Raw genomic sequence first — 13,033 nt, 5'->3', positions numbered from 1 at the left:
GGACGCGTCAACGGTTCGGCCGTGCCGTCCGCTGCCCGACTCGCCTGTCCGTCATGCGTGTTCGGCTGTGGCGAGCTGCTCCAACTGGCTCTGCCACGGCGGGTTGGGTCCGGCGACCGAGCAGGTCAGAGCCGCGACCCGGACGGCGAACCGGCAGGCATCCGCGATGTCGTCGAGACGGGTCTCCGTCAGGCGGCCACCGAGGAGACCGCGGACGCCGAGGTGGTGCAGCAGCCCGGCCGTGAAGGAGTCCCCCGCCCCGACCGTGTCGGCGACAGTCGTCTCCACGGCAGGCACCTCCACCCGTTCACCGGCGAGCGAGGCCAGGGCGCCGTCGCCGCCGCGCGTGATCACCACGAGCCGCGCCCCGGCCGCGTGCCAGATGTCGCACGCCTCCTCGGGAGGCGTGCCCGGCAGCAGGAGCTCCAGGTCGTCCTCGCTCAGCCGCAGCACGTCGGCGAGGCCGCACCAGTGCGTCAGCCGGGCGCGGTAGACGTCGGGGTGCACGAGCAGCGGCCGGACATTGGGGTCGATGCTGATGGTCGCGTGAGGGGCGGCCGCCGCCAGGAAGTCCTCCACCACCGCCGCTCCGGGCTGCTGGACCAGGGCCAGGGATCCGGTGTGCACGCAGGCGGTCGCGGACAGGTCCACCCGCGCCAGTTCCTCCGCCGTCCACTGCCAGTCGGCCGTGTTCTGCGCGTGGAAGGAGAACGCGGCCTGCCCCTGGGCGTCCAGCTCCGCCACGGCCAGCGTGCTGGGTTCCGCGGCCTGCACGGCGCTCGACAGGTCCACCCCGGACGTCTCCAGGTGGGCACGGAACAGACGGCCGAAGACGTCGCCCGACAGCCGCGCGAGGAAGCGGGCCGGGGTGCCGAGCCGGGCCAGTGACACGGCCGTGTTCGCAGGTCCGCCGCCGGGCAGCACACGCAGGGCGAGTTCGTTGGAGGCGCTTGCGGGCTCGGCGAACGCGTCCGCGACGCACTCTCCCAGGACGGTGATCTGGCGCGGTCTCATGGGCTGCTCTTCTCTGACGGACGTACGGGCACGCCGGGCGCGTCGAGGCGCGGCTGCCGGGTGGCGACGGTGGGAACGATCGCGGTGTCCGCCGCCGGCACCGCGGGGCCGCGGGGTGTTTGCCGATTTGTGACGAACGCAGGGCATTGACGTTTCCGGGAGACGGAGTCCATCATCCTCGCCATGCGGTGTCAACGATGACATAAGTCAACGATGACACCCCGGGCGGCTAGCTCTGACGACAGCCCCGTGCCGCTCGCCACACCTCAGGAGTCGAACATGCCTCGCACCACTCGTCTGTCCTCCTCCCTCCTCAGAGCGGCCGCCGTCGCGGGCGTCGCGGCCCTCACCCTGACGGCCTGCGGATCCGGCTCCGGTTCGAGCTCCGCCGGCTCTTCGGGCTCCGGCTCGGGCAGCGTCAAGGTAGGCCTGATCACCAAGACCGACACCAACCCGTTCTTCGTGAAGATGAAGGAGGGCGCGGAGAAGGCCGCCAAGGAGAACGGCGCCGAACTGTCCACCGCCGCAGGCAAGTTCGACGGGGACAACGCCGGGCAGGTCACCGCCCTCGAGAACATGGTCGCCGCCGGCGTCAAGGGCATCCTGATCACTCCGAGCGACTCGAAGGCGATCGTGCCCGCGATCGAGAAGGCCAAGGCCAAGGGTGTTCTGGTCATCGCGCTGGACACCCCGACCGACCCGGAGAGCGCGGTCGACGCCCTCTTCGCCACCGACAACCTCAAGGCGGGCGAGCTGATCGGCGAGTACGCCAAGGCCGCCATGAAGGGCAAGACCGCGAAGATAGCCGCCCTCGACCTCGCGCCGGGTGTGTCCGTCGGCGTCCAGCGGCACAACGGTTTCCTCAAGGGCTTCGGCGCCACCGACAAGGATGTCGCCTGCGCCCAGGACACCAACGGCGACCAGGCCAAGGGCCAGACCGCCATGGAGAACTGTCTCCAGAAGGAACCCGGCATCAACGTCGTCTACACGATCAACGAACCGGCCGCCCTGGGCGCGTACACCGCGCTCAAGGCCAAGGGCCGGGAGAAGGACGTGCTGATCGTCTCCGTCGACGGCGGCTGCACCGGCACCCAGGCGGTCAAGGACGGCAAGATCGCCGCGACGTCCCAGCAGTACCCGCTGAAGATGGCCGCCGAGGGCGTCAAGGCCGTCGTGGCGTACGCCAAGGACGGCAAGAAGGCCTCCGGTTACACCGACACGGGCGTCACGCTGATCACCGACAAGGCGCAGGACGGGGTCACGTCCAAGGACACCGCCTACGGCCTGGAGAACTGCTGGGGCTGAGCCGCCCCCGACGACCCTGCGACGCCGCTTCTCCTCAATCGGGGCGGCCGGCCCCTCCTCCCCGACCGGGGGGACGGCCGCCCCCTCGTTCCCTTGTCCTCCGGTTTCCCCGCTTCCTCCGGCTCTTCCCACGAGGACGGACAGGGACGGACAAGGACTCTGTCTTCCGACAAGGACTTCGCATGACCGCCACGTCCACGCCTCCGAGCACGTCCTCGCCGTACGCCGGGCTCAAAGCGCCGACCACGGCCCGCAGACTGCTCACGGCACCCACCACCGGCCCACTGGCCGCCCTCCTCCTGGCCTGCGCCTTCTTCTCCTTCTCGACGGAGCAGTTCCTCACGGGCGGCAACTTCTCGCTGATCGTGCAGCAGGTCATGGTCGTCGGCACCCTCGCCATCGGCCAGACCCTGATCATCCTCACCGCGGGCATCGACCTGTCGTGCGGTGCGGTGATGGCGTTCGGCAGCATCATGATCGCCAAGATGGCCGCCGAGGGCTCGCTGCCCCCGCTCGTCGCGATCGCCGTGGGCATCGGCGTCTGCGGCGGATTCGGGCTGCTCAACGGGCTGTTGGTGCAGAAGATCCCGCTGCCGCCGTTCATCGTCACCCTCGGCATGCTCAATGTGGCGTTCGCGCTGACCCACATCTACTCCGAGGAGCAGACGGTCACCAACCTGCCCGGCCCGCTGACGGCCCTCGGGCAGACCTTCCCGCTCGGCAACACCGACATCACCTACGGCTCCCTGGTCACCATCGCCCTGTTCCTCCTCCTCGCCTACGCGCTGAGCAGCACCGGCTGGGGCCGGCACGTCTACGCCCTGGGCAACAGCCAGGAAGCCGCGCGGCTGAACGGCATCCGCACCTCCCGCCTGACCATCGGCGTCTACACCGCGGCCGGCCTGCTCTACGGCATCGCCGCCCTGCTGCTCATCTCCCGCACCGGAGTCGGCGACCCCCAGGCAGGGCAGACCGACAACCTCGACAGCATCACGGCCGTGGTCCTCGGCGGCACCAGCCTCTTCGGCGGACGCGGTTCGGTGCTGGGCACCTTCATCGGCGTCCTCATCGTCGGTGTCTTCCGCAACGGCCTGCAGCTGATGGGCGTCGCCTCCATCTACCAGACCCTGATCACCGGCGTCCTGGTGATCCTCGCGGTGACCGTCGACCAGATCTCCCGGAAGAAGGCCCGATGACCTCCCCCACCCCTGTCCTTCAGGCCCGCGGTCTGGTCAAGCGCTACGGCCATGTCACCGCCATCGACGGCGCCGACTTCGACCTGATGCCCGGCGAGGTCCTCGCCGTCATCGGAGACAACGGAGCGGGCAAGACCAGCCTGATCAAGGCACTCACCGGTGCGGTGGTCCCGGACGAGGGCGAGATCCGCCTCAACGGCAAGCCGATCCAGTTCTCCGGGCCGCAGAGTGCCCGCGCCCACGGCATCGAGACGGTCTATCAGGACCTGGCCGTGGCCGCGTCCATGGACATCGCCTCGAACATGTTCCTCGGGCGCGAGCTCCGCCGTCCCGGTGTGCTCGGCAGTGTCTTCCGCATGCTGGACAAGAAGCGCATGCGCCAGGAGGCCGCCGAGCACATGGCCGACCTGAAGATCGGCCTGCGCTCGCTGACCCAGTCGGTCGAGACCCTCTCCGGCGGACAGCGGCAGGCCGTCGCGGTCGCCCGTTCCGTCGCCTGGGCCCGCAGTGTCGTCGTCATGGACGAGCCCACCGCCGCCCTCGGCGTCAAGGAGTCCGGACAGGTCCTCGACCTCATCCGCCGGGTCCGGGACAGGGGCATGCCGGTCGTCCTGATCAGCCACAACATGCCGCATGTCTTCGAGATCGCCGACCGGATCCACGTCCACCGGCTGGGCCGGCGGGCCGCCGTGATCAAGCCGTCCGACTACTCCATGGCGGAGGTCGTGGCCATCATGACCGGCGCGCTCACCGTCGACGCGGCCGGAGATACTGTCGTAGCGGATTCCGCGGCGGCGAAGGCCGCGGGAGTCCAGGCCAACTGAAGCACTCACAGGTTCCGGCCGAGGCCGCGGCCGGGACCGACGAGCACAGGAGACTGTTTCCTCCATGGCAGCGAACCGCCGCCCGACCATGGCAGACGTCGCCCGAGAAGTGGGCGTCAGCGCCAAGACCGTCTCCCGGGTCCTCAACGAGGACGGATACGCCTCGGAACAGACCAGGGAACAGGTTCTCGCCGCCGTTGCCAAGCTCGGCTTCCAGCCGAACCTCATGGCCCGCAACATCCGGGTCGGAGGGCCCGACACCACGATCGGACTGGTCGTCCCCGACCTGGCCAACCCCTTCTTCGGGGCCGTGGCCAGGAGTATCGAGGACACGGTCCGCGACCGTGGCCTGACCCTGCTCGTGGGCTCCTCCGCGGACGATCCCGACCGCGAGCGCTCGTTGACGGACAAGTTCCTCGCCCGCCGCGTCAGCGTCCTCATGGTCGTACCGTCCGTCGGCGCCGACCACTCCCATCTCAAGGCCCACCGCACCGCGGGACTGCCCGTGGTCTTCATCGACCGTCCCGGCGCGGGCCTGGCCACGGACAGCGTCGTCAGCTCCAACCGGGACGGATCCCACGAGGGCGTCGCCCACCTGATCGCCCATGGACACCGGCGCATCGGGTTCATCGGCGACCTGCCCACCAAGCTCTACACCCGCCGCGAACGCCTGGCCGGCTACCGAGCGGCCCTGCAGGAAGCCGATATTCCCTACGACCGCTCCCTGGTCGTCAGCGCACACGACCAGCAGGGGGCCGAGGCCGCGACCGCGAAGCTGCTCGACCTGGCCGATCCCCCCACGGCCCTGTACGCCGGGAACAACATCATGGCGCTGGGGATAGTGGCCGAACTCGCCCGCAGCAAGCGCAAGGACGTCGCCTTCGTCGCCTTCGACGACGTCTCGCTCGCCGAAGCCCTCGAACCGGCCCTGACCGTCGTGGCCCAGGACCCCGGGGAAATCGGCAGAACAGCGGCGACGACCGCCCTCGCCCGCCTGGACGGCGACCGGTCCCGGGCACGCACCGTCACCGTCCCCACCCGCCTGATCGTCCGAGGCTCGGGCGAGCAGCGGGCGCCCGGCACGCGGGAGGCATGAGCGGGCCGCCTCCCCGGAGGGCGACATCTGCCTTGGTCAGTTGGCCGCCAGCCACTCGTGAGGACCCGGTGCACCTCCGGGTCGGTGTCCGGACGGGCGTCGGAGAGGACGGTGAGTCCGAAGTCCGGATCGTTCGCCCGGCACAGGGTGGACAGCACCACGGCGCTGGTGGCGATGCCGGTGAGCACGAGGCTGCCGATACCGCGCAGCCGCACCCGCCCCGAGGCCACTGACAAGTCGTCAGCGGCCTCGGGATCCTCGACCGTCAGAATGCGGGTGACGGTCGGGGACGGGTCACGCCGGTACGAGCTGCCATTGGCGCATCGCAGCGGACCCGACCCTGGCCGGCGTGCACGTCGTCATGCTGACCAACTACGGCATGGACGAGTACGTCTTCGAAGCGCTGCGCGCCGGCGCCGCCGGGTTCCTGGTCAAGGACATCGTGCCGGAGGACCTCCTGCACGCCGTACGGGTAGCCGCCCGCGGCGACGCTCTGCTCGCCCCGTCCATCACCCGCAAGCTGATCCACCGGTACATCGCCCAGCCGCCCCCCGCCTCCAGTGCCGCGCTGGAGGAGCTGACCAGCCGCGAGCGCGAAGCGGTCGCCCTGGCCGCACAGGGCTTGTCCAACGATCAGATCGCCGGCCGCATGGTGATCAGCCCGATGACCGCGAAGACCCACATCAACCGGGCCATGACCAAACTCCATGCCCGCGACCGGGCCCAACTCGTCGTTCTCGCCTACGAATCCGGCCTGGTCGCCCCACGCAACGGCTGACAGCCGACAGCGGTCGCCGACTTCGCGGTGGACGTCCGACCATGCCCCGACCACAGCACCGCCCCGGTGCTCGCCGCCTTCACGCCCCCGGCAAGCCGATACCCGAGACTGACTGCGGGGCGCCCGGTCAGTCCGTCCAGGGCGCGCATGACTTGCGGCCGAGCAGCCGTCGAACTCGCCGGCCTGCCTGATCGGGAACTCCCCACACTCGCATGTGCTTTCTCATGCGGATCCCGCGAACACGTACCTGGTCAAGCCGCCAGATACGTCACGGGGTGCCGGCCCTCATGTGTGCTGCGTTCGTTCTGGCCGGGCAGCCATCCGACGAGCGGTCACGGCTGCCCGCCGTCGGGCGGAGGGTTCGCCGGGGCCGCCTTCGCGACGGGGCGGCGCGAAGCTGAATCCAAGCGAAGCTACATCACGCACGCGCGCAAGACCGCAGGTCAGGAGCCCTTCGCGGCCGGTTCGAGGATGGCGACACACTCCACGTGATGCGTCATCGGAAACAGATCGAACGCCCGCAGCATCCGCACCCGGTACCCCCCGTCCCGGAAGTACCCCAAGTCCCGCGCCAACGCAGCCGGATCACACGCCACGTACGCGATCCGCCGCGCGCCCAGCGAGGCCAGATGCTCCACCGTCTTGCGACCCGCCCCCGCCCGCGGCGGGTCGAGGACGATCAGGTCGACCTCCGAGATACCCGTGCGCGGCAGCACGCTCTCGACCTTGCCCTGCTCGATCCGCACCCGCTCGAAGTCCGCGAGATTGTGCCGCGCGTCCTCCACCGCCCGCTTGCCGGACTCGATGCCGAGCACCGCGCCCTGGTCGCCGACGCGGTCGGCGAGGGCGCCGGCGAAGAGGCCGACGCCGCAGTACAGGTCGAGGGCCATGTCGCCCTTGCGCGGCAGCAGCCCCTGCATGACCGCGGTCACCAAGGTGTCCGCCGCCTTCGGGTGGACCTGCCAGAAACCGCCGTTCCCGACGCGGTGCGTGCGGCCGTCCGCGCGTTCGCGGACGAAGGGGCGGCCGTGGACACGGTGGACACCGCCGGTGCGCTCGTCCACGCGCAGGACGGAGACGGGGCGGTCGAGTTCGACGAGCGGCAGGCGCGCGCCCGGCTTGGGGGTGAGGATCACCTGGCGGTCCTGGGAGCCCGTCGCCGCGATCGCCTCGACGGAGTCCATGCCCGTCCAGACCCGCTTCTCGATGCCCAGCTCGCTGACCCCCTCCGCGGCGATCATGCAGTGGTCGATCGGCTCGACCTCGTGCGAGCGGTGTCGGCGCAGTCCCGCCCGGCCGTCGGCGGTGACGGCGTACTGGACGCGGGTGCGCCACGCGGGGACCTGGCCCGCGGGCAGCTTGTCGCCCTCGGCGGGCACCACCGTGCCGTCCCAGCCGGCCTCCTCCGGGGTGAGGCCGGCGAGGTGCTGGAGCTGTTCGGCGATGACGTCGGCCTTCAGGCGCCGCTGCGCACCCGGCTTGGCGTGCTGCCAGTCGCAACCGCCGCAGCGGCCGGGGCCGGCGAACGGGCAGGGCTCGTCGATCCGGTCCTTGGAGGCGTCGAGCACCGTCACGGCGTCGGCGCGCAGGAACCGCGCGCCCTGCTCGCCCTCCGTCACCCGCGCCACGACCCGCTCACCGGGCAGCGCGTGCCGTACGAACAGCACCTGGCCCTCGGACGTGCGGGCGATGCAGTGACCGCCGTGGGCGACGGGGCCGATCTCGACCTCGTACTCCTCCCCCACCAGCGATTTCCTCGGTTCTGCCTGCATGGCGGGGTGACTCCAAAACGCGTGAGGGGCAAGGGCCGAACGGAAACGGCCGGACAACAGCCCACCAGTCTACGTGGCTGCCGCCCGGCCGTTTCACACCAGCCGTCCCCGTCACACGGGTCGTCCGTCCCCGTCACGCGGGTCGTCGTCTCACGACTTGTGGTCCGTGGACTCCTTCGACCGCACCTGCGCGGGACCGCGACGCACCGACCCCGGCGCGTTCCAGTCCTGTTGCCTGCGGGCCCGCCGCTTGGCCGCCTCGGAGGACTGCAGCTGGTACGGCACCGAGGTCACCATGATCCCGGGCGTGAACAGAAGCCGGCCCTTGAGCCGCAGGGCGCTCTGGTTGTGCAGCAGGTGCTCGTACCAGTGGCCGACGACGTACTCGGGGATGATCACGGACACCGCGTCCCGCGGCGACTCCTTGCGCAGCCCCTTGACGTACTCGATGATCGGCCGCGTGATCTCGCGGTAGGGCGAGTCCAGGACCTTCAGCGGTACGTCGATGCCGCGCCGTTCCCACTCCTCGCGCAGGGCCTTGGTCTCCGCCGGGTCGACGTTGACGCTCAGCGCCTCCAGCGAGTCCGAGCGCATCAGCTTGGCGTAGGCCAGGGCGCGCAGCGTCGGGCGGTGGATCTTGGAGATCAGGACGACCGAGTGGACACGGGAGGGCCGTACGCTGTCGTCGCTCGGGCCCTCGGGGGCGGCGATCTCCTCGGCGACCCGGTCGTAGTGCTTCCGGATGGCCGTCATCGTCGCGTAGAAGATCACCATGCCGAGCAGGGCGACCCACGCGCCGTGCGTGAACTTGGTGACGAGGACGACCACCAGCACCAGGCCGGTGAAGAAGGCGCCGAAGGCGTTGATCGCGCGCGAGCGGATCATGTGGCGGCGCTTGGCCTGGTCCTTCTCGGTGGCCAGGTGGCGGTTCCAGTGCCGGACCATGCCGGTCTGGCTGAGCGTGAAGGACACGAACACGCCGACGATGTACAGCTGGATCAGGCGGGTGGAGTCGGCGCCGTAGATCCCCACCAGCAGTGCGGCGGCGCCGGCGAGGAGCACGATGCCGTTGGAGAAGGCCAGCCGGTCGCCGCGGGTGTGCAGCTGGCGCGGCAGGTAGCGGTCCTGGGCGAGGATCGAGCCGAGCAGCGGGAAGCCGTTGTAGGCGGTGTTGGCGGCGAGGAACAGCACCAGCGCGGTGGCCGCGGCCAGGATGATGAACAGGAAGCTGCCCTTGCCGAAGACGGCCTCGGCGACCTGGGAGATCACCGGGTTCTGGACGTAGTCCGGGCCGAGCGGGACACCGTTGTGGATGAGGTCCTTGGCCGGGTTCTCGGCCATGCGGACGTCGGTCGCGACGGCCAGCGCGATGATGCCGCAGAACATGGTGACGGCCAGCAGGCCCATGGCGGCGAGGGTGGTCGCGGCGTTCTTGGACTTGGGCTTGCGGAAGGCCGGGACGCCGTTGGAGATCGCCTCGACTCCGGTGAGGGCGGCGCAGCCGGAGGAGAAGGCGCGCAGCAGCAGGAAGACCAGGGCGAAGCCCGCGAGGCCCTGGTGCTCGGGCTTGATGACGTAGTCCGCCGTCGGTGCCCGCATGGTGTCGTCCAGGACCAGGCCGCGGAAGACGCCCCAGGCGATCATGGTGAAGACGCCCGCGACGAAGACGTACGTCGGAATCGCGAACAGCGAGCCCGACTCCTTCACCCCGCGCAGGTTCATCAGGGTCAGGAGCACGATCACACCGATCGCGCAGAGCACCTTGTGCTCGACCACGAAGGGGATCGCGGAGCCGAGGTTCTCGATGCCGGAGGAGATCGACACCGCGACGGTGAGGACGTAGTCGACGAGCAGCGCGCTGGCGACCGTCAGGCCGGCCTTGGGGCCGAGGTTGGTGTTCGCCACCTCGTAGTCGCCGCCGCCGCTGGGGTAGGCGTGCACGTTCTGCCGGTACGAGGCGACCACGGTGAACATCAGCACGACGACCGCGACGGCGATCCACGGACTGAAGTGGTACGCCGTCACGCCCGCGATCGACAGGACCAGCAGCACCTCGCCGGGCGCGTACGCCACGGAGGACAGTGGGTCGGAGGCGAAGACGGGGAGTGCGATGCGCTTCGGCAGGAGCGTTTCGCCCAGCCGGTCGCTGCGCAGTGCGCGCCCGATCAGGATCCGTTTGGGCACGTCGGTCAGTTTGGACACAACAGAGGATCGTAAGCGTTCGATTGCGGGGGTGCCCACCCGCCACCCCTCATCGGCCTTCCGTCTGCTCTCCGAGTGAATTCAGAGGCGCGTGCGGCTGCGGATTCCGCAGGTCATCCGTTTCCCATGCCTATATGACTAAGCCCTGTCCGTCTTCCGGCCGTTGCCGCCCCTGGAGGTCCCATGCACACGCCCGCCCAGCTGATCGGCGCCGCGGCCACCCTCGTCACCCTCGGAATCCTCACGGTGGCGAGCGTGCGAAGCATCAGCCGGCGCAAGGACGTGTCGCCGGGGGCGCGCTAGGAGGACGCGGAGCCCGGCTGCTCGAAGCGCTTGAGCCGCGCCACCCCGGCGCTCAGTTCCTCCCGCCCGATGCCGGCCGCCCGGGTCGAGGGGATCGTGCAGGCGTAGGCGCCGGCCACCGTGCCGTGCAGGGCGCTGCGGTGGGGTGGGGTGCCGTTCAGCCAGGCGTGGAGGAACGCGGCGGCGAAGGCGTCGCCCGCGCCGTTGGAGTCGACGACCGGGGCCGGGGGCTCGGCGGCGGGGACGTGGGTGAACTCCCCGTCGGCCAGCAGGTAGGCCCCCTCCGCCCCCGCGGTGGCGACGATGATCCGGGCCCTGCCCCGCTCGGTGATCCGCCGCATGGTCCGCTCCGGGTCGGTCAGGGCCGTGCTGGACAGGAAGACGAGGTCGGCCTGGTGGGCGAAGGGCTCGTGGTAGGGGTTGGAACCGTCCCAGTCGTGCAGGTCGGTGGAGATCGTGACGCCCGCCTCGCGCAGGGCGGGCAGGGTGTGGGCGCACGGCTGGGTGATGACCACGTGGGCGTGCCGGCTGACGCCCGCGAGTGCGCGCACCGTGGCCTCGGGCAGCCGGTCCGTGTCGGCGGCCCGGGTGGCGTCGTAGAAGGACTGCCGCCTGCCGTCGGGGCCGACGAGGTTGACCGCGCGCTTGGTGCCGAGCGGTTGCGGGACGGCGGTGAGCCCGATGCCGTGGTCGTGGTGCAGCGCGCGGACGAGGTCACCCTCGGGGTCGTCGCCGAGCAGGTCGAGGTGGTGGGTGCGCAGGCCCAGCGCGCTCGTCCCGAGGGCCACGAAGTCCCCGCTCTGACCCGCCCGGGTCACGATCCCGGGCCGGATCATGTGGCTGTCCGCGAACGGCACGGGCAGCTCGGGCACGTGCACGATGGTGTCCACGCCGGCGCCGCCCAGCACGAGGACGTCGATCTCGGTACTCATGACAGGTTCCTCCCCGGCCCGGGGCCCGGCAGGGCCCCCGGCAACCCCCTCGGCTTTGCGGATACGTTGGAGTCGGACAGCCGAACGCGGCACCGTCCCCGGAGGGCATCATGGCGTGATTCCACCGGCATGATGTTGCCCGGCGGCCCGCACGCAGGCCGCGACGTGATGCCTGGCGAGCCGAGAGAGAGACATGAGCACGACATTCATGAAGGCCAGAGGGCCTGCAGGAAGCGCGGTGTGACGCGATGCATATTGTGATCATGGGGTGCGGAAGGGTGGGTTCCGCACTGGCCCAGAACCTGGAGCAACAGGGGCACACGGTCGCCGTGGTCGACCAGGACCCCACCGCCTTCCGCCGGCTGGGCTCCTCGTTCGGCGGCCGCCGGGTCACCGGCGTCGGCTTCGACCAGGACACGCTGCGCGAGGCGGGCATCGAGGAGGCCGGCGCCTTCGCCGCCGTCTCCAGCGGTGACAACTCCAACATCATCGCCGCCCGCGTGGCCCGCGAGATGTTCGGCATCGAGAACGTCGCCGCCCGCATCTACGACCCCCGCCGCGCGGAGGTCTACCAGCGCCTGGGCATCCCCACCGTCGCGACGGTCCGCTGGACGGCCGACCAGATGCTGCGCCGTCTGCTCCCCTCCGGCGCCGAGCCGCTGTGGCGCGACCCCACCGGCGGCGTCCAGCTCGCCGAGGTGCACACCTCCACCGCCTGGGTCGGCCACAAGATCAGCCGGATGCAGGAGGAGACCGGCGTGCGCGTCGCGTTCCTGACCCGGCTCGGCGAGGCGGTCCTGCCCACCTCGCAGACGGTGCTGCAGGAGGGCGACCTGGTGCACGTGATGATGCGCACCGACGAGGTCGACAAGGTCGAGGCGGCGTTCGCCCAGGGTCCCGAAGAGGAGGGCGGTCACTGATGAGGGTCGCCATTGCCGGAGCCGGCGCAGTCGGCCGCTCGATCGCGGGCGAACTGCTGGAGAACGGCCACGAGGTCTTGCTGATCGACAAGGCGCCGACCGCCATCTCGGTCGAACGCGTCCCACAGGCCGAGTGGCTGCTCGCCGACGCCTGCGAGATCACGTCCCTGGACGAGGCGGCGCTCCAGCGCTGCAACGTCGTGATCGCCGCGACCGGCGACGACAAGGTGAACCTGGTCGTCTCGCTCCTCGCCAAGACGGAGTACGGCGTCCCGCGCGTCGTCGCCCGCGTGAACAACCCCAAGAACGAGTGGTTGTTCAACGAGTCCTGGGGCGTGGACGTCGCCGTCTCCACCCCGCGTCTGATGTCGGCCCTGGTCGAGGAGGCGGTGAGCGTGGGCGACCTGGTGCGCCTGCTCCGCTTCAGCCACGGCGACGCCAACCTGGTCGAGCTGACCCTGCCGGAGGAGTCTGCCCTGGCCGGCACGCAGGTCGGCGACGTCGAATGGCCGCAGGACACGTCCCTGGTGACGATCATCCGCGGCAACCGTGTCCTGACCCCCTCCCGGGAGGACTCCCTGGAGGCCGGCGACGAGCTCCTCTTCGTGGCCGCCCAGGCTCGCGAGGAGCAGCTGGAGGACCTGTTGTCGGTACGACGGAACGCGGCGGGCTGAGCACGTCCCCCACGGGG

The 13,033-nt window shown here is 70.5% G+C and carries 10 protein-coding genes and 2 pseudogenes; 7 read left to right on the top strand and 5 right to left on the bottom strand.

Translation table 11 applies throughout. The features are described 5' to 3' along the window. Positions 1-51: 51 nt before the first annotated feature. Entirely contained in the window at positions 52-1,014 is a 963-nt protein-coding gene (locus AB0G20_RS22790; protein WP_361305296.1) for a carbohydrate kinase, read from the bottom strand. Between the two features lie 279 nt (positions 1,015-1,293). Here AB0G20_RS22790 and AB0G20_RS22785 point away from each other — a divergent pair, with 279 nt between their 5' ends. The 4 genes from AB0G20_RS22785 (at position 1,294) to AB0G20_RS22770 (ending at position 5,435) form a co-directional block, all read left to right on the top strand. Then, on the top strand, positions 1,294-2,319 hold the full coding sequence (locus tag AB0G20_RS22785; protein WP_361305294.1) for a sugar ABC transporter substrate-binding protein: 1,026 nt from the start codon (positions 1,294-1,296) through the stop codon (positions 2,317-2,319). A gap of 182 nt (positions 2,320-2,501) precedes the next feature. Next, complete coding sequence (locus AB0G20_RS22780) at positions 2,502-3,515, top strand: ABC transporter permease (RefSeq protein WP_361305292.1); 1,014 nt, start codon at positions 2,502-2,504, stop codon at positions 3,513-3,515. Beyond that, positions 3,512-4,339 (top strand): ATP-binding cassette domain-containing protein, encoded by an 828-nt coding sequence (locus AB0G20_RS22775; protein WP_142158637.1) that lies wholly within the window; start codon positions 3,512-3,514, stop codon positions 4,337-4,339. Before AB0G20_RS22780 ends, AB0G20_RS22775 begins: the two co-directional genes overlap by 4 nt. A 64-nt stretch (positions 4,340-4,403) precedes the next feature. Then, on the top strand, positions 4,404-5,435 hold the full coding sequence (locus tag AB0G20_RS22770; protein WP_361305289.1) for a LacI family DNA-binding transcriptional regulator: 1,032 nt from the start codon (positions 4,404-4,406) through the stop codon (positions 5,433-5,435). A gap of 56 nt (positions 5,436-5,491) precedes the next feature. Here AB0G20_RS22770 and AB0G20_RS22765 read toward each other — a convergent pair. Then, positions 5,492-5,650, bottom strand: a pseudogene (locus tag AB0G20_RS22765) (isochorismatase family protein); the annotation flags it as partial. Positions 5,651-5,754: 104 nt separating this feature from the next. On the opposite strand from AB0G20_RS22765, the pseudogene AB0G20_RS22760 reads away from it, so the two are divergent. After that, a pseudogene (locus AB0G20_RS22760) lies at positions 5,755-6,213 on the top strand (response regulator transcription factor); the annotation flags it as partial. A gap of 443 nt (positions 6,214-6,656) precedes the next feature. On the opposite strand, the gene AB0G20_RS22755 reads toward AB0G20_RS22760, so the two are convergent. From AB0G20_RS22755 to AB0G20_RS22745, 3 genes are all read right to left on the bottom strand, one after another. Beyond that, complete coding sequence (locus AB0G20_RS22755) at positions 6,657-7,985, bottom strand: class I SAM-dependent RNA methyltransferase (protein WP_361305287.1); 1,329 nt, start codon at positions 7,983-7,985, stop codon at positions 6,657-6,659. Positions 7,986-8,135: 150 nt separating this feature from the next. Beyond that, a complete protein-coding gene (locus tag AB0G20_RS22750) occupies positions 8,136-10,187 on the bottom strand; it encodes an APC family permease (protein WP_361305285.1) in 2,052 nt (683 codons plus the stop codon). 299 nt (positions 10,188-10,486) lie between these two features. Continuing rightward, complete coding sequence (locus AB0G20_RS22745; RefSeq protein WP_361305283.1) at positions 10,487-11,422, bottom strand: PfkB family carbohydrate kinase; 936 nt, start codon at positions 11,420-11,422, stop codon at positions 10,487-10,489. Between the two features lie 248 nt (positions 11,423-11,670). Between AB0G20_RS22745 and AB0G20_RS22740 the strand changes: the two genes are divergently transcribed. Together AB0G20_RS22740 and AB0G20_RS22735 are read left to right on the top strand one after the other, a co-directional pair. Next, complete coding sequence (locus AB0G20_RS22740; protein WP_361305281.1) at positions 11,671-12,342, top strand: TrkA family potassium uptake protein; 672 nt, start codon at positions 11,671-11,673, stop codon at positions 12,340-12,342. Then, positions 12,342-13,016 carry a TrkA family potassium uptake protein gene (locus AB0G20_RS22735; protein WP_030845583.1) on the top strand — a complete coding sequence of 225 codons (675 nt, stop codon included), beginning with the start codon at positions 12,342-12,344 and terminating at the stop codon, positions 13,014-13,016. Before AB0G20_RS22740 ends, AB0G20_RS22735 begins: the two co-directional genes overlap by 1 nt. Positions 13,017-13,033 lie beyond the last annotated feature (17 nt).

The sequence above is a fragment of the Streptomyces sp. NPDC024017 genome (assembly GCF_040638895.1).
Classification (GTDB): domain Bacteria; phylum Actinomycetota; class Actinomycetes; order Streptomycetales; family Streptomycetaceae; genus Streptomyces.
This window is presented reverse-complemented; position numbering and strand designations above follow the sequence as displayed.